General features: G+C 67.4%; 22 protein-coding genes and 5 tRNA genes. 14 read left to right on the top strand and 13 right to left on the bottom strand.

Translation table 11 applies throughout. The features are described from left to right. Nucleotides 1–72: 72 nt before the first annotated feature. The 5 genes from ACWPOC_RS04975 to ACWPOC_RS04955 form a co-directional block, all read right to left on the bottom strand. Nucleotides 73–146, bottom strand: a tRNA-Asp gene (locus tag ACWPOC_RS04975). Between the two features lie 85 nt (nucleotides 147–231). Then, nucleotides 232–308 (bottom strand) — tRNA-Phe (locus tag ACWPOC_RS04970). Nucleotides 309–347: 39 nt separating this feature from the next. Further along, a tRNA-Asp gene (locus ACWPOC_RS04965) sits at nucleotides 348–421 on the bottom strand. Nucleotides 422–475: 54 nt separating this feature from the next. After that, nucleotides 476–548, bottom strand: a tRNA-Glu gene (locus ACWPOC_RS04960). Nucleotides 549–648: 100 nt separating this feature from the next. Beyond that, nucleotides 649–1308 (bottom strand): TetR/AcrR family transcriptional regulator, encoded by a 660-nt coding sequence (locus ACWPOC_RS04955; RefSeq protein ID WP_016695565.1) that lies wholly within the window; start codon nucleotides 1306–1308, stop codon nucleotides 649–651. Between the two features lie 332 nt (nucleotides 1309–1640). Between ACWPOC_RS04955 and ACWPOC_RS04950 the strand changes: the two genes are divergently transcribed. Further along, nucleotides 1641–1713 (top strand) — tRNA-Lys (locus ACWPOC_RS04950). Nucleotides 1714–1800: 87 nt separating this feature from the next. On the opposite strand, the gene ACWPOC_RS04945 is transcribed toward ACWPOC_RS04950, so the two are convergent. Then, nucleotides 1801–2439 carry a hypothetical protein gene (locus ACWPOC_RS04945; RefSeq protein WP_455408112.1) on the bottom strand — a complete coding sequence of 213 codons (639 nt, stop codon included), beginning with the start codon at nucleotides 2437–2439 and terminating at the stop codon, nucleotides 1801–1803. Nucleotides 2440–2624: 185 nt separating this feature from the next. On the opposite strand from ACWPOC_RS04945, the gene ACWPOC_RS04940 reads away from it, so the two are divergent. The 6 genes from ACWPOC_RS04940 to phoU all read left to right on the top strand — a co-directional run bounded on the left by ACWPOC_RS04940 (nucleotide 2625) and on the right by phoU (nucleotide 9722). Continuing rightward, the gene (locus ACWPOC_RS04940; RefSeq protein WP_016695567.1) at nucleotides 2625–3086 is read left to right on the top strand and encodes a hypothetical protein; all 462 of its coding nucleotides are present in this window, start codon (nucleotides 2625–2627) and stop codon (nucleotides 3084–3086) included. Nucleotides 3087–3172: 86 nt separating this feature from the next. Next, on the top strand, nucleotides 3173–3775 hold the full coding sequence (locus ACWPOC_RS04935) for a DUF937 domain-containing protein (RefSeq protein ID WP_258259618.1): 603 nt from the start codon (nucleotides 3173–3175) through the stop codon (nucleotides 3773–3775). A gap of 203 nt (nucleotides 3776–3978) precedes the next feature. Next, nucleotides 3979–4932: an acyl-ACP desaturase gene (locus ACWPOC_RS04930; RefSeq protein ID WP_088897468.1), complete on the top strand. Its 954-nt coding sequence runs from the start codon at nucleotides 3979–3981 to the stop codon at nucleotides 4930–4932. Nucleotides 4933–5050: 118 nt separating this feature from the next. Next, nucleotides 5051–6193 carry a tRNA dihydrouridine synthase DusB gene (dusB, locus tag ACWPOC_RS04925; protein ID WP_060651909.1) on the top strand — a complete coding sequence of 381 codons (1143 nt, stop codon included), beginning with the start codon at nucleotides 5051–5053 and terminating at the stop codon, nucleotides 6191–6193. Between the two features lie 900 nt (nucleotides 6194–7093). Beyond that, the gene (locus tag ACWPOC_RS04920) at nucleotides 7094–8914 is read left to right on the top strand and encodes an LCP family protein (protein WP_455408244.1); all 1821 of its coding nucleotides are present in this window, start codon (nucleotides 7094–7096) and stop codon (nucleotides 8912–8914) included. An 85-nt stretch (nucleotides 8915–8999) separates the two neighbouring features. After that, nucleotides 9000–9722 (top strand): phosphate signaling complex protein PhoU, encoded by a 723-nt coding sequence (gene phoU / locus ACWPOC_RS04915; RefSeq protein WP_120281475.1) that lies wholly within the window; start codon nucleotides 9000–9002, stop codon nucleotides 9720–9722. A 103-nt stretch (nucleotides 9723–9825) separates the two neighbouring features. Here the strand turns inward: phoU and pstB are convergent, their stop codons facing one another. From pstB to ACWPOC_RS04885, 6 genes are all read right to left on the bottom strand, one after another. Next, nucleotides 9826–10602 carry a phosphate ABC transporter ATP-binding protein PstB gene (gene pstB, locus ACWPOC_RS04910; RefSeq protein ID WP_455408111.1) on the bottom strand — a complete coding sequence of 259 codons (777 nt, stop codon included), beginning with the start codon at nucleotides 10600–10602 and terminating at the stop codon, nucleotides 9826–9828. Nucleotides 10603–10647: 45 nt separating this feature from the next. Next, nucleotides 10648–11574, bottom strand: coding sequence for a phosphate ABC transporter permease PstA (gene pstA / locus ACWPOC_RS04905; protein ID WP_455408110.1), 927 nt, complete (start codon nucleotides 11572–11574; stop codon nucleotides 10648–10650). A gap of 3 nt (nucleotides 11575–11577) precedes the next feature. Beyond that, nucleotides 11578–12633, bottom strand: a complete 1056-nt coding sequence (gene pstC / locus ACWPOC_RS04900) for a phosphate ABC transporter permease subunit PstC (protein WP_455408109.1) — start codon at nucleotides 12631–12633, stop codon at nucleotides 11578–11580. A gap of 88 nt (nucleotides 12634–12721) precedes the next feature. Beyond that, nucleotides 12722–13846, bottom strand: coding sequence for a phosphate ABC transporter substrate-binding protein PstS (gene pstS, locus ACWPOC_RS04895; RefSeq protein ID WP_060651904.1), 1125 nt, complete (start codon nucleotides 13844–13846; stop codon nucleotides 12722–12724). A gap of 276 nt (nucleotides 13847–14122) precedes the next feature. Then, nucleotides 14123–15034 carry a mycothiol synthase gene (mshD, locus tag ACWPOC_RS04890; RefSeq protein ID WP_455408108.1) on the bottom strand — a complete coding sequence of 304 codons (912 nt, stop codon included), beginning with the start codon at nucleotides 15032–15034 and terminating at the stop codon, nucleotides 14123–14125. Beyond that, nucleotides 15031–15840: a winged helix-turn-helix transcriptional regulator gene (locus ACWPOC_RS04885; protein WP_268655174.1), complete on the bottom strand. Its 810-nt coding sequence runs from the start codon at nucleotides 15838–15840 to the stop codon at nucleotides 15031–15033. Before ACWPOC_RS04885 ends, mshD begins: the two co-directional genes overlap by 4 nt. A 165-nt stretch (nucleotides 15841–16005) precedes the next feature. On the opposite strand from ACWPOC_RS04885, the gene ACWPOC_RS04880 reads away from it, so the two are divergent. The 7 genes from ACWPOC_RS04880 (at nucleotide 16006) to ACWPOC_RS04850 (ending at nucleotide 20020) form a co-directional block, all read left to right on the top strand. Beyond that, nucleotides 16006–16788 carry an LmeA family phospholipid-binding protein gene (locus ACWPOC_RS04880; RefSeq protein ID WP_081314531.1) on the top strand — a complete coding sequence of 261 codons (783 nt, stop codon included), beginning with the start codon at nucleotides 16006–16008 and terminating at the stop codon, nucleotides 16786–16788. Continuing rightward, nucleotides 16785–17210, top strand: a complete 426-nt coding sequence (locus tag ACWPOC_RS04875; protein WP_230788184.1) for a thioredoxin family protein — start codon at nucleotides 16785–16787, stop codon at nucleotides 17208–17210. Before ACWPOC_RS04880 ends, ACWPOC_RS04875 begins: the two co-directional genes overlap by 4 nt. Before the next feature lie 21 nt (nucleotides 17211–17231). Then, entirely contained in the window at nucleotides 17232–17339 is a 108-nt protein-coding gene (locus tag ACWPOC_RS04870; protein WP_367652172.1) for a putative leader peptide, read from the top strand. 120 nt (nucleotides 17340–17459) lie between these two features. Then, nucleotides 17460–17924, top strand: a complete 465-nt coding sequence (locus ACWPOC_RS04865; RefSeq protein ID WP_230788186.1) for a DUF4395 domain-containing protein — start codon at nucleotides 17460–17462, stop codon at nucleotides 17922–17924. Nucleotides 17925–18028: 104 nt separating this feature from the next. Next, nucleotides 18029–18865, top strand: a complete 837-nt coding sequence (locus ACWPOC_RS04860) for a sulfurtransferase (RefSeq protein WP_060651898.1) — start codon at nucleotides 18029–18031, stop codon at nucleotides 18863–18865. A gap of 2 nt (nucleotides 18866–18867) precedes the next feature. Continuing rightward, nucleotides 18868–19173, top strand: coding sequence for a DUF1416 domain-containing protein (locus ACWPOC_RS04855; RefSeq protein WP_006551801.1), 306 nt, complete (start codon nucleotides 18868–18870; stop codon nucleotides 19171–19173). 184 nt (nucleotides 19174–19357) lie between these two features. Next, the gene (locus ACWPOC_RS04850) at nucleotides 19358–20020 is read left to right on the top strand and encodes an FABP family protein (RefSeq protein ID WP_159416681.1); all 663 of its coding nucleotides are present in this window, start codon (nucleotides 19358–19360) and stop codon (nucleotides 20018–20020) included. A 73-nt stretch (nucleotides 20021–20093) separates the two neighbouring features. On the opposite strand, the gene ACWPOC_RS04845 is transcribed toward ACWPOC_RS04850, so the two are convergent. Further along, nucleotides 20094–21887, bottom strand: a complete 1794-nt coding sequence (locus ACWPOC_RS04845) for a BCCT family transporter (RefSeq protein WP_455408243.1) — start codon at nucleotides 21885–21887, stop codon at nucleotides 20094–20096. Nucleotides 21888–22112 lie beyond the last annotated feature (225 nt).

Here is a 22112-nt window from a genome sequence, read left to right as displayed (position 1 = left end):
CAGGCACCGCCTGCGAACGGGTGACGACGACGAAGCCCCGGTATCGATGTGATACCGGGGCTTCGCCTGGAGCGACCCTGACGGGACTCGAACCCGCGACCTCCGCCGTGACAGGGCGGCGCGCTAACCAACTGCGCCACAGGGCCATGAGGAACCGGAGTTCCCACAGCTCGACCCACCGCAACCGGTGGGTCGAAGATATGAAATTGATGGTTGTTCGCCGGACAACCGTGGTGGCCAGGGCCGGGATCGAACCGGCGACCTTCCGCTTTTCAGGCGGACGCTCGTACCAACTGAGCTACCTGGCCGGACGGCACCCGAACCGAATGCCGATCGAAACTCTGGAGCGACCCTGACGGGACTCGAACCCGCGACCTCCGCCGTGACAGGGCGGCGCGCTAACCAACTGCGCCACAGGGCCATACATATTCACTTCTCACACCAAGATACTGCACACTTCGACGAGGTCGAAGCGTACCCCCTACGGGATTCGAACCCGCGCTACCGCCTTGAAAGGGCGGCGTCCTAGGCCGCTAGACGAAGGGGGCCCGATCGGATTTCTCCGAACCGCACCCTCAACGGGTTTGGCGTTCCGTTGGGAGCTTGGACAGCTTATGCCACGGCATTCGCGAATCACAAATCAGCAGGTCAAGTGGCCGATTCGTCGTTGTCGGGCCTGCTCGGCCAGCCCTTCTCCCGCCACTGCGCGAGCCACTGCTCCGACGCCATCGCCTCGAGCGGCACCTCCACGCAGGCCTCGAAGCGTGCGCGGACGTCGGTCTCCGGCGACGTGAGGTCGGCGAGATAGCGCTGACCGGCGAGCGACGACGCGATCGCCTCGACGAAACGCTGGAGGTCGACATCGGGCCGGAACAGGCCCTTCTCCTGCGCTTCGCGCGCCAGCTGGTAGCCGGCCCGCCCCCACAGGACGCTGCCGCGCAGCCTGACCTCCTCCGCGAACTCGGGTTCTGTGACCAGACGGAACTCCGCGGCGATGACCACATCGTCGTGCAGAGCCGCACCGAGATCACCGACGAGACCGTGCAGCCGCTCGAAGGGGTCGAGATCGGGGACGTCCATCCACCTGCCGACGATGGCACGGTAGTGCTCGAGTCCTTCGTCGAGTACCGCCCGGGCCAGATCCTCCTTGGACGCGAAGTGGAAGTACATCGCACCCTTGGTCGCGTTCGACTGCTCGAGGATGGCGTTGATCGATGCTGCGGCGAAACCTCGCCGCGCGAATTCGGTGGCTGCCGATCGGACGATCGCAGCCCGCGTACGACGCGCACGCTCCTGTTGACGGGGCATGGGGAAATTCAGCCTTCCACGTTCCTGTGTTTCCCCCACGAGACAACTCTAGTCTGCCCCCACAACCCCGGCTCCGGGCCGTGTTCCACCGGGTGAAATGTGAAATCCCACCCCCGGGACCCGGGTTTCCACAGAACACACCGAGTGGTACGCTTTGTCCGGCTCGGGTGCGAAGCAGGGGGTGGGCACCCGGGCCTCTTTCCATTCGTCACGGGCGGCGTCCGCACCGCCGGATGTCCGATATCATCGATCGCGCAGCGTGGCTCACCCTGTGATGTGGTGACCGCACCATGCGGTGTGGTCACTGCGGTGTGGTTACACTGTGCGCCCATGCCCCTATAGCTCAGTTGGTAGAGCTACGGACTTTTAATCCGCAGGTCGTAGGTTCGAGCCCTACTGGGGGCACCGGCAACGCCGGCGTCGTACGCGACGCCGGCGTTCGTCGTTCCGGGACGTTCCACAGCCTGTGGTCGGAGACGGCGCGGTCCTTCGTCAGAGACGGTGGGAGCCGGGTGGGACGTCGTCGGTGTTCCGGCCGAGTTCCTTCTCCGCCTCACGGCGCGCTTCGAGGCGCTCCTGCTCGATCCGGCGCTGCTCGAGATCCGTGCGGGCCCGCTTCAGATCACGTCCGCGCTTGCGGTAGCGGGTGAGCGCGACGACGAAGATCACCGCGAGCAGGGCTCCGACGATCGCACCGATCAACGTGGCGCCGCGGAAACCCGGCGCGTCCACGTCGAGGATCCGCTCCCCCGCGTGCGCACCGTTCCCCGTGCCCAGCACGACCGCCAGGGTCATGAGGTTCGGCAGGGCGATCACCAGCGCGAGCACAGCGAAGGTGATCTGCAGCCCGCGGTGGTACTTCCAGTTGCGGACCTGCCAGATCCACGCGAGCAGCGCGATGGGGATCGCCGTGCAGAGGATGCCGAAGAGCAGACCCCACAGCACTCCGCGCCCGAAGCCGCCCTCGGCGAGGTTTGCGATCCGCTGCGCCCACCAGCGAGGAACGAACGCCGCCAGGGTGTAGTAGGCGATGACGAGCACGATCAGCGCCACGACCACGGCGATGGTCTTCTTCGCCCACGGCGGCAAGCCTTTCCGCGAACCGGTCTCGTCGACATTCATGTCCGTCATTTCGAACCTTCCTGGCCGATCGGTACGTGCACCTGCCGTGCGCATCTCAGCCTACGGACCACCGCATTCGGAGCAGTGCATTCGGGCAGGTCTCTTCGCACTGCGAATTTCACCCGGTGCGGTTGCCCGTCTTTGTATACGGTGAGCCGCAGGGGTAATCGAACGTTCATCGTCCGGGGAGGAACATGCGCAGTTTCGTGGACCTGGGCCTGTTCCTGGCCGCCGTCGCTCTGGGAATCGGGTCGGTGTTGCCGGTGGTCGGCGGGATACGACCCACCGAGATTCCCCTGTCGGCGCTGCGCGACGGTTTCCCCGACGGCGATCTCGCCGGTGTCGCGGTCCCGGGTCTGCCGCTGTACGAGTCCCTCGCGGTACCGCTGGTCGTCGCCGCGGTCCTGCTCCTCGCCGCCGCGCTGTTCGACTCGGTGGCCGTCGGCTGGGCCGGGACGCTGATCGGTGTCGCGACGGCCGCGGTGTTCTGGACGCGCCTGTTCCAGACCCACGGCGAGTACGTCGAACTCAATCGCAGTACGACACTGACCAATCAGAACGGGACCGTGCTCCTGCTCAGCGGCACGCTCGTCGCGCTGCTGTGCTGCCTCATCGCGCTGCGCCGTTCGTCGACGAGCGCCGCCTCGCTCGACTGACGCCTCCCGCTGGAACGGGCCTCGTCCCGATACTCTCTCGGCACCGGGTGGCCGCTTCGGGGCACCCACGAGTCAAGGCAGGAACGATGGCAAGTCTCGACGATCTGATGTCCCGCATTCCCGTCGACCAGGTGGCGCAGCGGCTCGGTGTCGACAACGCGACGGCGGAGACGGCCGTCCGCGCAGCACTCCCCACCCTCGTCGGTGGTCTCGACGCCAACGCCCAGAATCCGACCGGGGCGGCGTCGCTGCTCTCCGCGCTGGGCAAGCACTCCGAGTCGAACCTGGCCGAGGGTGCGGTCGACGTCGACGGGATCGACACCGAGGACGGCGACAGGATCGTCTCCAACGTCTTCGGCGACAAGAAGGACCAGGTGATCTCGACCCTCGGTTCCGTGAACGGCGCCGGAGGGAACGATCTGATCGCCAAGGTCCTGCCGATCATCGCCCCCATCGTGCTGTCCTATCTCGCCAAGCAGATCGGCGGCGGCGGGGGAACGAACACCGCGAGCGCCCCGCAGGGTGGAGGTCTCGCCGATCTACTCGGGGGTCTGCTGAAGAACGCCGGGGGCGGATCGGCCACCTCCGGCGGTGGGATCGGCGACGTCCTCGGCAGCGTGCTCGGTGGCAACTCGGGTGGCGGACTCGGCGGGCTCCTCGGTGGACTTCTCGGTGGCGGCAAGCGCTGAGACCCGCTGGAACAGCACGTTCCGCTCGTGCCTGTGATATGTCACGAGCGGAACGGTGCTGTCGTCGGGCGGTCCGGACCTGTACCGTGATCCGGGCGAATATGGGGGCCACCGGTGCACCGCGTGCCGCGGCGACGAACGGCCGGGCCCTTTCCTCCGTAGGCCGGCGGAGTACACGGACACGATGTGAGGGGTAGAAGAGCATGACGCGAGTCCTGACTCAACTGGAGCTGCTGCGAGAGCTGGAGCCTGTGGCCGAAGCGAACCTCAACCGGCATCTCTCGATGGCGAAGGACTGGCATCCCCACGACTACGTGCCGTGGGACGAGGGCCGGAACTTCGCCGCGATGGGCGGTGTCGACTGGGAGCCGGAGCAGTCGAAGCTCGACGAGGTCGCCAAGGCGGCGATGATCACCAACCTGCTCACCGAGGACAATCTGCCCTCCTATCACCGGGAGATCGCCGAGAGCTTCTCGCGTGACGGCGCCTGGGGTACCTGGGTCGGCCGGTGGACGGCGGAGGAGAACCGCCACGGCATCGTCATGCGCGACTACCTGGTCGTCACGCGCGGTGTCGATCCCGTCGCACTCGAGAACGCCCGCATGGAGCACATGACGAACGGCTTCTCGTCCCCCAACTCGACGGGCATGCTCCACTCCGTCGCCTACGTGACCTTCCAAGAGCTCGCGACCCGCGTGTCGCACCGCAACACCGGCCGTGCCTGCGACGACTCGATCGCCGACAAGATGCTCCAGCGCATCGCCGCCGACGAGAACCTGCACATGATCTTCTACCGGAACATCTGCGATGCGGCGATCGACATCGCACCGGCTCAGACGCTCGCCGCGATCGTCGAGGTGCTCGAGAATTTCCAGATGCCCGGCGCCGGCATGCCGAACTTCCGTCGCAACGGTGTGCTGATGGCCAAGCACGGCATCTACGACCTGCGTCAGCACCTCGACGACGTCGTGATGCCGGTGCTGCGCAAGTGGAGGATCTTCGAGCGCGATCTCGGCAGCGAGGCGCAGCAGGATCTCGACAAGCTCGGCAACTTCCTCGACGAACTGGGACGTCAGGCGGGGCGGTTCGAGGAGATGCGCGATCGCTCCCTCGCCCGTGAGGCCGCCAAGCGCGAGAAGGTGGGCGCGGACGCCTGAGTCGGCGGAGGTTATCCTGTGCCCGGTGCCGTTTTCGGTGCCGGGCACAGTCGTTTCCGCGGCCTATCACTGACGGGCACGCTATTTCTTTGTCACACAACGTTTTCCAGAGGTACCCATGTCTTCCCTCCGTATCGGCCCGCTCGAACTGAACAGCCCGGTCGTGCTGGCGCCGATGGCGGGAGTGACGAACGTCGCATTCCGCACGCTGTGCCGCGAACTCGAACTCGAACGGGCCGGCAGCACGTCGGGCCTGTACGTCTGCGAGATGGTCACCGCCCGCGCCCTCGTCGAGCGACACCCGGTCACCATGCACATGACGACCTTCGGCCCCACCGAGACGCCGCGGTCGCTGCAGCTGTACACCGTCGATCCCGACACGACCTACGCGGCGGCGAAGATGATCGTCGACGAGAACCTCGCCGACCACATCGACATGAACTTCGGATGCCCGGTCCCGAAGGTGACCCGCAAGGGCGGAGGGTCCGCCCTCCCCTACAAGCGCCGTTTGTTCGGGCAGATCGTCGCGGCCGCCGTCCGCGCGACCGAGGGCACCGACATCCCGGTCACGGTCAAGTTCCGCATCGGGATCGACGACGAACACCACACACATCTCGACGCCGGTCGCATCGCGGCCGCCGAGGGTGCCGCGGCCGTTGCCCTCCACGCCCGGACCGCTGCGCAGCGGTACTCGGGAGCGGCCGACTGGGACGAGATCGCGCGGCTGAAGGAGCACGTCACCGACGTGCCCGTGCTCGGCAACGGCGACATCTTCGACGCCTCCGACGCCGAGAAGATGATGGCGCAGACCGGTTGCGACGGCGTCGTCGTCGGTCGCGGTTGCCTCGGACGTCCGTGGTTGTTCGCCGAACTGAGCGCCGCGCTCGGTGGTCGCCCGATCCCCACCCCGCCGAATCTCGGTGAGGTGACACAGATCATGCGGCGGCACGCCGAACTGCTCGCCGATCACCACGGCGAGGACCGCGGTCTGCGCGACATGCGCAAGCACATCGCCTGGTATCTGCGCGGCTTCCCTGCGGGTTCGGAGATCCGCAACGGCCTCGCCCGGGTGTCGACGCTCGCCGAACTCGACGACCTGCTGGGCAAACTCGACCACGACGTACCCTTCCCCGCCGATGCCGAAGGCCCGCGGGGACGTCAGGGCTCCCCGAGCAGCGTCGCTCTGCCCGACGGCTGGCTCGACGATCCCGAGGACACCTGCGTGCCCGAGGGCGCCGACATGATGCACTCGGGCGGGTAACCCGTCCCGGCACGTAGTCCCGGACGACAGACGGATCGACCGATGGATGTCGTGCGACACAGCCGCGTCACGATCACATGCAACAGACGATCAGTATCATTGCGGAGTCCTCGCGACGGTCGCCGGTGAGCGATCACGTGGACGACGACGGATGACGAGGCGGTGCGACCGCGGAAAGAGCAGGTAGCGGTGGACGAGGAGCACGAGACAGGATCCCCGGATCCTCGCGCTCCCTGGGAACGGCCGATAGCCGACAGCAGCTACCGCGAATCCCGCTCGTCCCGCCGAAGCCGCTCGGGTGGGGTGCACCGCTCCGACGACACCGATCCCGATTCGCGTCGCCACGAGAGTGCACGCAACCGCCGGGCCGCGGACTCGGACGATCCGGAGCAGCTGACGGTCGCCGAACTGCTCGACAAGATGGGACGACGATCCGATCCGTCCTCCCGGTCGGATCCGCCCACCGATCCGCCCCCTGCCGATCCGCCGCACACGTCCACCTCGTCGCTGCCCCCGGCCCGTCCCCGCGACCCGGAATCCGCCCGGCACGTCGCGGCCGAGGACGATGCCGGTCGAGCGGAGCTCCCGCGCAGGACGCCTCCTCCGGCTGCGCCGTCGACTCCTTCGGGACCTCCCAGCCCTCCGGTGCCGCCGGTTTCTTCGGGACCGCCGACCACGGTCGTCCCACCGGTGCAGCCCGGTGCTCCCCGGGTCCCCCCGGGACCGTCCCGGCCCCGGCCGCCGGAGAATCCCGTCCCGCCTCGCACCCAGGCGCCGGATCGGATGGCGGGCCCCCCGCCTGTTCCGCCCTCGGTACCGACTCCCCCGGCCTCGGCCCCGCCCCCGCGAGCAGTGCCTCCGGTGGACTCGCGCCCGGTGCCTCCGGTGGACTCGCGCCCGGTGCCTCCGGTGGACTCACGCCCGGCGCCTCCGGTGGACTCACGCCCGGTCCCGCCTGCAGAGCCACGTCCACCGGTCGAGCCCCGTCCGGCGCCCCCCGGCGGACCCCCGCAGACACCTCCCCCGCGAGAGCAACCCCCGATCGCGGACGAACAGCCGACCGTCAAGATCGATGCGGTGTCCCCCGAGGGCACTGCGTCGCCCGTCGAGGACGACAGCGACGACAAGGCGGCGGACGAGAAGGCGCACGGCTCCGCTCGGCCCCGCACGGTGGGCAACGCCGGTCTCGGCCGGCTCGCGCAGAGCAAGCAGCGCAAGCGGAAGCGTCTGAGGTTCGCGGCGAGAGCAGCGGTGGCGTTCGTCTCGGTCCTCGCGCTCCTCGGTAACGGTGCGGTGTGGGGATACGTCCGGTCCACGGAGGCCGGCTTCTCCCAGATCGCCGCGCTGGACACCGAATCGGAGGACATCGTCGACCCGGTCGGTCAGACCGGCGACGAGACCTACCTGATCATCGGCACCGACACCCGCGCCGGTGCGAGCGGTGAGATCGGCGCCGGGACCGTCGAGGACGCAGAGGGCGCTCGTGCCGACACCGTCATCCTCGTCAACATCCCCGCCGACCGCAGCCGCGTGGTCGCGGTCTCGTTCCCCCGCGACCTGGACGTCGAGCGACCGGTCTGCCGCGGATGGGACAGCGCGACCGGCGAATACGATTCCGAGCTGTATCCGGCCGCCGAAGGCGACAAGCTCAACGCGACCTACGCCCTCGGCGGACCGAAGTGCCTGGTCAAGGTGATCCAGAAGATGTCCGGATTGAAGATCGGCCATTTCGTGGGCATCGACTTCGCCGGCTTCGAATCGATGGTCGACGAAATCGGCGGCGTCGAGGTGTGCACCTCCATACCGTTGTACGACAACGAACTCGGTCCCCTGATCGAAACTCCCGGCACCCACACGCTCGACGGCAAACGGGCACTCGACTACGTCCGCGCCCGCAAGATCGACCAGGAGGGCAACAGTGACTACGGCCGGATCAGCCGGCAGCAGAAGTTCCTGTCGTCGCTGCTGCGCTCGACGTTGTCGAACAAGGTGCTGTTCGATCCCGGGAAGCTCAACGGTTTCATCGGCGCCTTCACCCGCGCGACCTTCGTCGAGAACGTCAACGCCGAGTCGCTCGTCAAACTCGGGCGTTCGATGCAGAACGTCGAGGCGGGTGCGGTGTCCTTCCTGACCATCCCCACGGCCGGTACCAACGACTGGGGCAACGAGATCCCGCGCACGGACGACATCAAGGCGATCTTCACCGCGATCATCGACGATCTTCCGCTGCCGGGTGAGAAGCGGGAGGAGGACCCGACGGAGGTCGCGGCCGCTCCCCCGGCCGAACCGCTGCCGGCGCAGCTCGCTGTCGATCCGTCGACGGTGTCGGTGCAGGTCTCGAACGCGTCGGGTCTGTCCGGGCTGGCGGCCGGCACCGCCGAGGAGGTCGCCGCCTACGGCTTCCCGGTCTACTCGATCGGCAACTACGCCTCCGGGACGAGCAAGCAGACCGTGATCCGCTTCAGCGAAGGCCAGGAGACCGACGCCGCGACGGTGGCCTCGGCCTTCCCCGGTGCGGTGCTGCAGGAGGCTCCGCCATCGGCCCAGTTGGGCAGCATCGTGGAGATCGTCCTGGGTACCAGCTTCGACGGCACCGTCGTCGCTCCCACCCCCGCGGGCACGCCACTCGCCCCGATGCAGATCCAGACCCGGTCGGAGTCGTCGGTCGAGCTCCCCGCCGATCTCGCGATCACCAACGCCGCCGACGATCTGTGCACGTAGACACCACTCTTCGGCCGTCGACGTTCACCTGTGGTTCATCCGATGCTCGCCGTTCGGACCGCTCGAGGTCGTAGGCTGTGCCATTATGCGCGTCGTCTACAACGAACAGATGGGCGAACTCGGTGATCTCCTCGGGGAGATGGCCGGGCTCGCCGGGACCGCGATGGAGCGGTCCACCAGAGCTCTTCTCGAAGCCGATCTCGCTCTCGCCGAGCAGGTGATCGACGAGCACGAGAAGATCACCGAACTCGGCGCGATCTGCGAGGAGAAGGCGTTCCAGCTGCTCGCCCTGCAGGGTCCGGTCGCCGGCGACCTGCGTGCCGTCGTCAGCGGCATCCAGATCGTGGCCGACATCGACCGCATGGGTGCGCTCGCACTGCACATCGCGAAGGCGACCCGCCGACGCCATCCCAAGCACGTGCTCCCCGATGAGGTGAAGGGCTACTTCGCCGAGATGGGACGGATCGCGGTCGCCCTCGGTGCGGCCACACGGGAGATTCTCGAGACCCGTGATCCCGCCCGGGCCGCCCGCCTCCACCACGAGGACGAGGCGATGGACGATCTGCACCGCCACCTGTTCACCGTGCTCATGGACCGCGAATGGGAGCACGGCGTCGCAGCCGCCGTCGACGTCACGCTGCTCGGCCGCTTCTACGAGCGGTTCGCAGATCACGCCGTCGAGGTGGGCCGCCGCGTCATCTTCCTCGTGACCGGCAAGCTCCCCACCGAGGAGGAGATCCGTCAGCTCGTAGAGAAGGTGGACAGTCTGACCGTCTACCCGGAGAACCACCGAGCGCAGAACCACTGAGTCCAGGACTGTCGAGTGCAGGACTGTCGAGTGCAGTAAGCACACGAACGACGAGACCCCGACCGGACGGATCCGGTCGGGGTCTCGTGTAGGTGGTGGCGGCTCAGCCGAAGCGGCCGGAGATGTAGTCCTCGGTGGCCTTCTTGCTCGGGTTCGAGAAGATCTTCTCGGTGTCGTCGATCTCCACCAGACCACCCGGGCGGCCGGTCGCCTCGAGGTTGAAGAACGCCGTCTGGTCGCTCACGCGCGCGGCCTGCTGCATGTTGTGCGTGACGATGACGATGGTGAAGTCCTTCTTCAGCTCACCGATCAGGTCCTCGATGGCCAGCGTCGAGATGGGGTCGAGAGCCGAGCACGGCTCGTCCATGAGCAGCACGTCGGGCTGGACCGCGATGGCGCGGGCGATGCACAGACGCTGCTGCTGACCACCGGACAGGCCACCGCCCGGCTTGTCGAGACGGTCCTTGACCTCGTTCCACAGGTTGGCGCCGCGCAGCGACTTCTCGGCGATCTCGTCGAGCGTCTTCCGGTCGCGCACACCCTGCAACTTGAGGCCGGCAACGACGTTGTCGCGGATCGACATCGTGGGGAACGGGTTGGGACGCTGGAAGACCATGCCGATCGTCTTGCGCACACCGACCGGGTCGACGTTCGGATCGTAGATGTCCTCACCGTCGAGGAGGACGGATCCCTCGACACGGGCGCCGGGTGTCACCTCGTGCATGCGGTTGATCGACCGGAGCACGGTGGACTTGCCGCAACCGGACGGGCCGATGAAGGCGGTGACGTTCCGCGGCGGCACGGACAGCGTCACGTCGGCCACGGCGTGGAACTTGCCGTAGTAGATGTTGACGTCCTTGAGATCCAGACGCTTGGCCATTACCGGCTCCCTACTGGTGTATCGATGTGAGAAGAGGTCTGTGGGTTACTTCTTGCCGACCTGCGAGTACCGGCTGATCAACTTGGCCGCGATGTTGAGGACCGCGATGACCAGGATCAGGGTGAGCGCCGCGCCCCAGATGCGCTGCGAACCGGCGTCGGTCGGGTTGTTCATCTCGGCGACCATGACACCCGGGAGGGTGCCCTGCTCACCGCCGAACAGGTCGAAATTGATGAAGGGCGCGTAGCCGACGAGGATCAGCAGCGGCGCCGTCTCGCCCATGACGCGGGCCAGGGCGAGCATGATGCCGGTGATGATGCCGGCGAGCGAGGTGGGCAGCACGATGCGCGCGATGGTCTTCCACTTGGGGACACCGAGGGCGTAGGACGCTTCGCGCAGGTCCTGCGGGACGATGCGCAGCATCTCCTCGGTGCTGCGCACGACCACCGGCACCATGAGCAGCACGAGTGCGAGCGCCACCGCGAAGCCGGACTTGGGCATCCCGAAGGTCGACACCCACAGTGCGTAGATGAACAGTGCCGCGACGATCGACGGGACACCGCTGAGGATGTCGACCATGAACGTCGTGATCCGGCCGAGCCGCGACCGGCCGGCGTACTCGACGAGGTAGATCGCGACGAAGACGCCGAGCGGGATCGAGATGATCGCGCAGACGAGTCCCTGCAGGAGGGTGCCGACGAGGGCGTGGTAGATGCCGCCGCCCATCGACGAGGACGTCAGTCCGCTCAGCGAGTGCGTGAACCAGGTCGGCGAGATCAGGGCCGGCAGGCCCTTGGCGACGACGGTGAACAGCACCCAGGCCAGGGGGATCAGCGCGACGACGACCGACAGCGTGACGAGCACCGTGGCTGCGGTGTCCTTGACGCGGCGACGTCCGCTGACCCGCTGGAAGGCCGGGGGCTTGACCGGCGAGGAGAGCGCGGTGGTCGACGTGGTGGTGGTGGTCGACATGGATCAGTCCTTCTTTCCTGCGACGATCATGCGCGCGGCGGCGTTGACCACGAAGGTGAGCACGAAGAGCACGAGACCGGCGGCGATGTAGGCGCCCGCCTGGATGTCGTTGTTGAACTCGGCGTATCCGAGCGCGATCTTGGATGCGATCGTCGCGCCGCCGTCGAACAGCGACCAGGAGAACGCCTGCGAGGTGGTGCGCAGGATGAGGTACAGCGCCATCGTCTCGCCGAGCGCGCGGCCGAGACCGAGCATCGAACCGCTGATGTAGCCGGACTTGCCGAACGGGATGACGGTGGTCCGCACGACCTCCCAGCGGGTCGCGCCGAGTGCGAGCGCGCCCTCGATGTGGGCCGTCGGGGTCTGCACGAACACCTCGCGGCTCACCGCGGCGATGGTCGGCAGGATCATCACGGCGAGGACGATGCCGGCGGTGAAGATCGTTCCGCCGCCCACGATGGAGCCGCTGCCGGTGGCGAAGAGCGGGAACCAGGCGAGGGTGGTGTTGAGCCATTCCGCGACGGGGCGCAGGAACGGGGCGAGGACGAGCATGCCCCACAGGCCGTAGACGATCGACGGGACCGCGGCGAGCAGGTCGATGACGTACGCAAGCGGTTTCCGGAGCCGGTCGGGGCAGTACGAGGTGAGGAAGATCGCGATGCCCAGTGCCACGGGCATGGCGAGGAACAGCGCGAAGAAGGAGACGAGCACCGTCACCTGGAACAGGTCGAGGACACCGAACGCCATGTCGGTGATGTCCTGCGTGATCCAGTCACGGCTGGTGAGGAAGTTGACCTGGTTGCGCTGCAGAGCCGGGACGGCACGCCAGACGAGGAAGACTGCGATCGCGCCGATGATCACGGAGATCAGGACGGCGGAGCCGGAGGCGAGCGAGCCGAAGATTCTGTCTCCCGGCCGCACGACTGTCTTGCGTGCCCTGTCCGGGGATGAGGGTGGGGTGCTGATCGTGTCCTCCGTGATGCCGGTTGCACCGCCCGTTCCTGAGCGGGTCGGTTCGTCGGTCGCGATGGAGACCGACGTGTTGTGCGCGTCACTCATGTGCGCTCGCAATCCTTCTCAGCGTATTCGTCAGGAACGGGCGGGTCGATGATCCCTCGGTCACTCACCGGACCGAGGGATCGGCGGGTCATCCGGCGGCGATGGCGTCGATCGACTCGGTGAGGCGGGTCTTGAAGGCGTCGGGCAGCGGGACGTAGCCCTGCTCGGACAGGCCTTCCTGGCCCTCGTTGGCGGCGGAGATCAGGAACGACTTGACGGCCGCGGCGGTGTCGGCGTCGTAGCCGGCCGAGCACACGATCTCGTAGGTGGCCAGCACCAGCGGGTAGGCACCCTCTTCGGAGCTGCCGAAGATCGACGACAGGTCGAGCGTGAGGTCGCCCTCGGAGGCCGGGACGAACTCGGCGCCTTCGATGGCCTTGCCGGCGGTCTCCTCGGTCAGCTCGACGGGTCCGGAACCGTTGTCGATCTGCGCGATGCTCAGACCGTTCTGGTCGGCGAAGGACTTCTCGACGTAGGTGATGGAGTTCGGCGAGCCGGAGACGGCCTGCGCGACACCCGCAGAACCCTTCGCGCCCTCACCGACACCGCCGGTAAAGTCCGAACCGGCACCGGAGGTCCATGCGCCGTTCGACGCGGTCTCGAGGTACTGCTGGAAGTTGTCGGTGGTGCCCGACGAGTCCGAGCGCACGATCGGGGTGATGTTCGCGTCGGGCAGCTCGGCGCCCTCGTTGAGCGCGGCGATCGCCGGGTCGTTCCACTTCGTGATCGAGCCGTTGAAGATCTTCGCGGCCGTCTCGGCGTCCAGCACGAGCTCGTCGACACCCTCGACGTTGTAGGCCAGCGCGACCGGGCCGAAGACCAGCGGCAGGTTCCATGCGGGATTGCCGGCGCAGCGCTCGGCGGCCTGTGCCGCCTGCTCGTCCTTGATCGCCGAGTCGGAGCCGGCGAAGTCGATCTGGTTCGCGATGAACTGCGTGCGGCCGTCACCGGAGCCGGTGGGGTTGTACGCGACGTTGACGTTCGTGCCCTTCTCGGAGCACACCGCGATGTAGGTGGAGACGAACTGGTCCATCGCGTTCTTCTGTGCCGACGAGCCGGCACCCGAGAGGTTGGACTTGCCGTCGCAGGCTGCAGCGGACGCGGACGCATCGACGTCGACCGATCCGGCATTGTTGTCGGTACCGCACGCGGCGAGCGTGAGGGCTCCAGCGGCCACAACACCGAGCAGGGCGCCATTGCGCTTGAGGTTCACCTGTTCTCCTCCGGAAGTAACTTCACACGACCGCGGCGCCGAGCGGCGGCGGCATCGAGGCGCGGGCGATGCCGGCGCCGGGTCTGCGGCACTCGACCCGCTAGTGAAGTTAGGAGGAGACGGTGGACACTCGGACGACCGAAGGTTAACGCCGGATGAACACGCCGGATACACCTGGCGATGGTGTTGCGACCATCACTCGAATCCTGACCGCGATCGGCGTGTCGGGTGGCAGAGTCCACCCTTCACACCGTTCGTCCACCCGATCGGAGAGGGTCACGCCCGGGCGTAGGCGACGTCCACGTGGAACCGCTCGAAGCCGAGTTTGCCGTAGGTGTTCAGCGCCGCGGTGTTGTCGCCCTCGACGTAGAGCAGGACACCGGGCAGACCCCGATCGCGGAGATAGTGCAGGCCCGCAAGGGTGAGCAGGCGACCGAGCCCTCTGCCCTGCGCGGACGAGTCGATTCCCACGACGTAGACCTCGCCGAGCTGCGGGTCGGACGCCGTGGCCGGGTGCACCTTGGTCCAGTGGAAGCCGAGCAGCCTGTCGGGCTCGGCGGGATCGAACGCGAGGAACAGGCCTTCGGGATCGAACCAGGACTCGCGTCGGCGTTCCTCCACGTCGGCGGCCGTCCAACGCCCCTGCTCGGGATGCCACTCGAAGGCCGCCGCGTTGACGCGGAGCAGTTCGGCGTCGTCCTGCGGGCCGCCGTAGGTGCGCAGCAGCACCGAGTCGGGCACCTCGAGGGCGGGAAGATCGTCCTGCTCGAGGGAACGGCGCAACTGCAGGAGTTCGCGGACACCGGCCAGACCGAGACGGCGCGCCACCGCCTGCGCGGCGGGCAGGTCCCCGTGTGCCCACACGCGGGTGCCGTCGCCGCCCTCGGTGAGTGCACGCTCGACGAGTTCGCGGCCGAGTCCGTGCCCGCGCCGCGGCGGGTCGACGACGACTTCGGCCATGGCCGGATGACCGTCCTGAGCAGGCACGACGTTCGCGTAACCCGCGACCTCACCGTCGTCTCCGAGCGCGACGAGATGCCGGGCCGCACCGTCGCGGCCGAGGGAGTGCACCGCCTGTTCGGAGATCGGCGCGGTGCCGTCGGTCTGCGTCGCCCGCGACAACACGGCGCGTACGGCTTCGGCGTGGTCGGCGGACGGGTGGTCGACGAATTCCGTATCGGTGCTCACGGAACGAATTGTGCCCCGGACTCCCCTGCGCCCGAGTCACCCGCGCCGGATTCCTCCGCACGGGGGTCGTCGAGAAGCGTGTCGTCCACATCGTCGTCGTCGATATCGGGAGTGGCATTGCCACCCTTGCCGACGCGGTTGGACGGACGCACCGCCTTGTAGCCGACGTTGCGGACCGTTCCGATCAGTGCTTCGTGCTCGGGGCCGAGCTTCGCGCGCAGACGTCGGACGTGGACGTCGACGGTGCGGGTACCACCGAAGAAGTCGTAACCCCAGACCTCCTGCAGCAGCTGGGCGCGGGTGAACACCCGGCCGGCGTGCTGGGCGAGGTACTTGAGGAGTTCGAACTCCTTGTAGGTGAGGTCGAGGGGGCGTCCGCGCAGGCGGGCGGTGTAGGTGCCCTCGTCGATCGTCAGTTCACCGAGGGTGATCTTGCCGGTGTTCTCCGGCCCCACCGCAACACCCGAGCGACCTATGAGCAGTCGCAGGCGCGCGTCGAGCTCGGCCGGTCCGGTGGTGGACAGCAGGATGTCGTCGAGTCCCCATTCGGGGTTGACGGCCACGAGCCCGCCCTCGGTGAGCACGGCGACGACGGGCACTGCCGACCCGGTGCTGCCGAGCAGGCGACACAGTCCTCGCGCGGCCGCGAGATCGGAGCGGGCATCGACGATGGCGATATCCGCCGAACCGGCCTCGAGCAGCGACGACACTTCTGTAGGGGCCGGCCTGACCGAATGCGGGAGCAGCGCCAGGGACGGCAGGACCGCATCCGGATTCGGGTCGGAGGTCAGAAGGAGCAGCTCCACCGGGCCTCCAGTTCTTCGCGCGACCAGCGCGGATAGGGGTCGTAAACGTCGTGCAACAGAGTAACGCCCCGATTGTTACCGCTATGTAAGCACGAGAATTCCGTGGACGGTCTCGGAGCGGACGGGCGCGGTCCGGTACCCGGCGCGTCCGACACAATGGTGGGCGTGCGCAAACTGATCTTCGGTCTCGTAGTGCTGCTCGGACTCGCGGTCCTCGCCGACTTCGGCGCGGCGGCGTGGTCGGAATACCGCGTCTCGCGTGCGCTGCGGGAGGGTGGCGTTCTCGAGTCCGATCCGGCCGTGACCATCCACGGCTTCCCCTTCCTCCTCCAGGCCCGCGACGGTCACTACGAGAACGTCGAGATCGTGGCCGACAACGTCCACACCGATCTGCTCGGGGACATCACGGTCGAGGCCAATCTGATCGGTGCGCACGCCGAGGCCGGTGAGCTGCTCGACGGGTCGATCCGGTCGGTGCCCGTCGACCTGCTGTACGGCCGCGTCATGCTCGACGCCACCGAGCTCGGACAGCTCTACGGCATCCCCGACCTGCAGGTTTCTGCTCCCCCGGCGAGCAAGTCCGACGGCACGGGTGGGTCCGGTGGGTCCGGGCCCACGACTGCCGGCGGGGTCGTCCTCACCGGAACGGTGCCCGTCGGACCGGTGGAGGCGACGGTCAGCGTCCAGGCCGATCTGGTGCTCGACGGCGACCGCGTCCACGTCGTCGCGTCGGATCTCTACTTCGGTCCCGAGGGACGCGCCGACTTCTCGGTTCCCGACGTCCTGAAGCCGGCGGTGCTCGGACTGTTCACGACGACGATCGAGCCGCAGAATCTGCCTTTCGGCGTCCGGCCCACCTTCGTCGAGGCGCGTGGTTCCCGGATCGTCATCGAGGGCGAGGCCCGCGACGTCGTCATCGATCTGCAGGAAGTGCAGACGCCCGCATGATCGCAGTGATCGTCCTCATCGTCGTGATAGTCGCCACACTGGCGGTGGGCACAGTCCTGCGCACCCGTTCCGGCAAGTTCCGCACCACCGGCGCCGACGCCTCGGCAGGCACCCACGAACCCGATCCCGCACTGGCCGCGGCGGGCGTCGGGGACGGCGTACCGGTGGTCCTGCACTTCTCCGCACCCTGGTGCGGACCGTGCGCGGCCGTGCGACGCGTCGTCGTGCAGGTTCTCGACCGCGAGCCCGGTCGGGCACGCGAGGTCGAGCTGGATCTCGACGAAAATCCCGTGCTGGCACGGAAACTCGGAGTCCTGTCGCTGCCCACCACCTTCGTCTTCGACGGTGACGGACGCGAGCGGTTCCGCGCGTCCGGCGTTCCGTCCGCCGACGACCTGCGCACAGCCCTGTCGTCGTTGTGATCCCGGGGGTCCACCACCGAGGTGACGTGCGTTAAACTCCCTCGCGTGCAGAACCGCCACGAGCTGATGCTCACCCGACGCCGCGCAGTCGATCTGTGCCGCCTCGGTGGCTGTTGTTGTCCCTGCTGAACGTATCGGCGGGCTCGTCCCGACTCCTGCGGCAGATCGATGCCGCTCCACCGATACGTCGCCCCGCGGTCGTATGAACACCCTCCGCCCAGCGAATCAGAATCCAGCAGGAGATTCCCCATGTCCGTATCCACTCCCGGCACGCCCGGCCGGCAGGTCGACGTCCGTGGCCCGCGTTTCGCGGCGTGGATCACCACCGGCGTCCTCGTCCTCGCTCTGGTCGTCGCCACCTTCTCTCCCGTCGCAGCGGCCGTGATCCTGGCCCTGCAGACGATCGTGTTCGCTCTCGGAGCGGCACTCGGCCCGCGACGCAGCCCGTACGGTGCGCTGTTCGCGAGGTTCGTCGCTCCCCGTCTCGGTGCTCCGATCGAGACCGAGCCGGTGGAGCCGCTGCGGTTCGCGCAGCTCGTCGGATTCGTCTTCGCCCTCGTCGGAACGCTCGCGTTCTTCGCCGGCGCGATCGTCGTGGGCTCGGTGGCCGCAGGCTTCGCGTTGTTCGCGGCGCTGCTCAACGCCGCCTTCGGCGTGTGTCTCGGCTGCCGGATCCACCCGCTGGTCGCCCGAATGCGTCGCGTGCCCGCCTGACCGGCGGTCACCGAACTCGACATCCCACATCTCCACTGGCACGGACCCGCGCACGGGTTCCGGTCACGGAAACCTCCCGGATTCCCTCACCGAAAGGAACACCCATGGCTCGCTCCGACGTCCTGGTCTCCGCCGACTGGGCAGAGCAGAACCTCAATGCGCCGAAGACCGTCTTCGTCGAGGTCGACGAGGACACCTCCGCCTACGACGGCGGCCACATCGAAGGTGCCGTCAAGCTCGACTGGCGCAAGGACCTGCAGGACGCCGTGCGCCGCGACTTCCTGAACCGTGAGCAGTTCTCCGAGCTCCTCTCGCGCAAGGGCATCGCCAACGACGACACGGTCGTGCTCTACGGCGGCAACAACAACTGGTTCGCCGCCTACGCCTACTGGTACTTCAAGCTCTACGGCCACCAGGACGTCAAGCTCATCGACGGCGGCCGCAAGAAGTGGGAGCTCGACGGCCGTCCGCTGTCGAAGGACGAGGTCACCCGCCCGGCCACCGAGTACAAGGCCGCCGAGCCCGACTACTCCATCCGCGCCTTCCGCGACGAGGTCATCGACTCGATCGGCACCAAGAACATCGTCGACGTGCGTTCGCCCGACGAGTTCTCCGGCAAGATCCTCGCTCCGGCGCACCTGCCGCAGGAGCAGGCGCAGCAGCGCGGCCACGTCCCCGGCGCCATCAACATCCCGTGGAGCACCACCGCCAACGAGGACGGCACCTTCAAGTCGGACGAGGACCTCGAGAAGCTGTACGCCGAGAAGGGCTTCGACGACAGCAAGGAGACCATCGCCTACTGCCGTATCGGTGAGCGCTCGAGCCACACCTGGTTCGTGCTCCAGGAGATCCTCGGCAAGAAGAACGTCAAGAACTACGACGGCAGCTGGGTCGAGTACGGCTCGCTCGTCGGTGCACCCATCGAACTGGAGGTCAACTGATCATGTGCGGAGCCCCTGTCCAGACCCAGACCCTGCCCGCCGGCGTCGACACCGAGAAGGAGACGGTCATCACCGGCCGCGTCCTGAACGCCGACGGTGAGCCCGTGGGCGGCGCGTTCGTGCGCCTGCTCGACGGCACCGACGAGTTCACCGCCGAGGTCGTCGCCTCGGCGACCGGCGACTTCCGTTTCTTCGCCGCCCCCGGCGACTGGAAGATCCGCGCTCTGTCGAGCTCCGGCAACGGCACCTCCACCGTGAGCCCCACCGCTCCCGGTGTGCACAACGTGGACGTGACGGTCGCGAAGTAATCCGGCCGGAACACCTCGTCGAAGGGCTCTGCTCCATCAGGAGCGGAGCCCTTCGTCGTACCGGAAAAGGGGTTGTCTAGAATGACCGCGTGGTCATCTTCTTCGAAATCCTGCTGGTCGCCGCGGCGCTCCTCATCACCTGGTTCGCGCTGTACACCATCTACCGCGTGGTCTCCGACGGATCGTGACGAACGACGGATCGGACGCCCCGCGTCGTAGCGGCGACGAGGCGATCGCCCGGGCCGCCGAGCGCGCTCGCGTCACCGCCGAGCTGAACATCCCCGTCCTGGCCGGGCTGCCGGGCGCCGAGGACACCGCGAACCTGCGGCTCGGCCCCGACCTGAGTCCTGCCCTGCTCGCCGTCCTCCCTATGGTCGGCGTGTGGCGCGGCGAGGGCGAGGCCAACGATCCCGAGACCGGCGACTACCCGTTCGGTCAGCAGATCACCGTCGCGCACAACGGCAGCCCGTATCTGATGTGGGAGTCGCGCACGTGGCGTCTCGACGACGCGGGTGCCTACGTGGGTGAGGATCGGCGCGAGAGCGGCTTCTGGCGCGTGTCCGGAACGGGTGCGCCCGACAGCGACGATCCCGAGACGCTCGAACTACTGCTGACGCACAGCTCCGGCGTCGTCGAGCTGTACTACGGCACGGCGCTCACCCAGTCCTCCTGGGAGCTCGCGACCGACGTCGTGATCCGCACCAAGTCCGGTGAGGTCGTCGGCGGCGCCAAGCGGCTCTACGGCATCGTCGACGGAGGCGATCTCGCCTACGTCGAGGAGCGCGTCACCGCCGACGGCGAGCTGAAGCCCCGGATGTCCGCCCGCCTGTCGCGCCACATCGGCTGACCGCACCTCTTCCTACCGACCCGAACGGACCGGGCCTGTTCCTCATTCGAGGAACAGGCCCGGTCCGCTTGTCTCAGTCCTCCTCGACGACCGTCGTGCCGATGGAACTCTTCTTCTCGGCATGCGCGCCGTTGCCTCGTGCACCGAGCGCCTCGGGTTCGCCGGCATGGACCCGGTTCACTCCGGCGTCCTCGGCATCCTCGGCTGCGTTCTCGTCGTCGCCCTCGTCGGGGATGGCCCGCGTGTGGATGACGACCTCGGGTGCCGGTAGTTCCTGGGCAGCCTCGAGTTCCTCGGCCGATCGCACCTCGGGCCACTGCCGGGTGATCGGCTCCGGCCGCTCGCCCAGGTCCTCGCGGATACCGCGCACCAGGCTGTACATCATGATGAAGCCCATCACGAAGAACGGCAGACCCACCACGGTGATGACCTGCTGAAGGGCGTCGAGCCCGTCCTTACCGGTCGCGACGAGCATGGTCGCTGCGACCAGGCCCATGAGCACCGCCCAGAACAGGCGCTGGTGGATGGGCGCCTTCTCCTCGTGCCCGGAGGCCATCATGTCGAGCACCATCGACGTGGAGTCCACCGAGGTGACGAAGAAGATCACCACCAGGATGATCGCGATGCCGGACACCAGGCCGGTGAGCGGGAAGTTGCCGAGGAACTCGAACAGGGCACCCGGGATGTCGCCGGCGTCCACGACACGTTCGACGAGACCACCCTCGCCCTCGAGTTCGATGTGGAACGAGCCCATCCCGAAGATGCTGAACCAGATCACCGAGAACAGCACGGGCAGGCCGAGGACACCGCCGACGAACTCACGCACGGTCCGGCCTCGCGAGATGCGGGCGATGAAGATACCGACGAAGGGCGACCACGTGATGGTCCACGCCCAGTAGAAGACCGTCCAGGTGTTCTGCCAGCCGGAGTCGGCGAAGGTGTCGTTCCAGAACGCCAGACGCGGCAGCGCCTCGGCGTAGATGCCGGCGGACTCGATCATGCCCTTGAGCAGGAACAGGCTCGGTCCGGTGACGACGACGAAGATCAGCAACATCACGGCCATGCCGATGTTGAGGTTCGACAGGCGCTTGATGCCCTTGTCGAGACCGAGGGCCACCGAGATGCCGGCCATCACCGTCACGATCGCGATGAGCGCGATCTGAGTGAAACCCGATTCCTGGATGTCGAACAACTGCGCGAGGCCGGCGTTGATCTGCAGGGTGCCCAGGCCGACCGAGGTCGCGACACCGAAGACCGTTCCGAGGATTGCGACGACGTCGATGGTCCTGCCGATCGGGCCGTAGATGCGGCCTCCGAGCAGCGGCGCGAAGATCGAGCTGACGCGCGGCGGCAGGTGCCGCTTGTAGATGAAGTACCCGAAGCCCAGACCGGGAAGCGCGAAGATGGCCCAGGTGTGCAGTCCGAAGTGGTAGAGCGCGAAGCCCATGGCCTCTTCCGCGGCCTGCACGGACTGCGGTTCGACGTCCTGCTGGGGTGGGTTCGCGAAATGGGAGATCGGTTCGGCGACGCCCCAGAACATGAGGATCGAGCCGATGCCGGCCGCGAACAGCATGGAGAACCACGCCAGGGTCGAGTGCTCGGGCCGTTCGTCGTCGCCCCCGAGCCGGACCCGGCCGTAATGGGTGAAGGCGATTCCGACGAGGAAGAGCAGGAAGGTCGTGACACCGAGGATGTAGAACCATCCGAGGTTCGTCATGATCCAGTTCGATGCGGTGCTGAAGATCGAATCGACGCCGTCGGTGAACAGGATCGTCACGACGACGAAGAGCAGTGCGATGAACGCGGACGAGAAGAAAACCCCCGGTGACGTGCGCAATCTTAACGAATCGTGAGCTTTTTGGAGTATCGGCACCAAACCGGTGTACCCAAAACGGACGACCTTGCACACCCGAAATGTCGATCTCGCCCGAAACGCGAACAGCCCCCGAGCCGCACCGCCGCACGGATCGCTCCGTGGCTCGGCGGTCCCGATCGGACGGATCGGGAGCTCGGGGGCCGGGTGACTACCTGGGATTCGCCAGCCGCGCGCGGTCGGTGAATTCCGTCGTCGGCAAGCAGCTAGCGGGTAGCC

The organism is Rhodococcus sp. 5G237, assembly GCF_053764735.1.
This window is presented reverse-complemented; position numbering and strand designations above follow the sequence as displayed.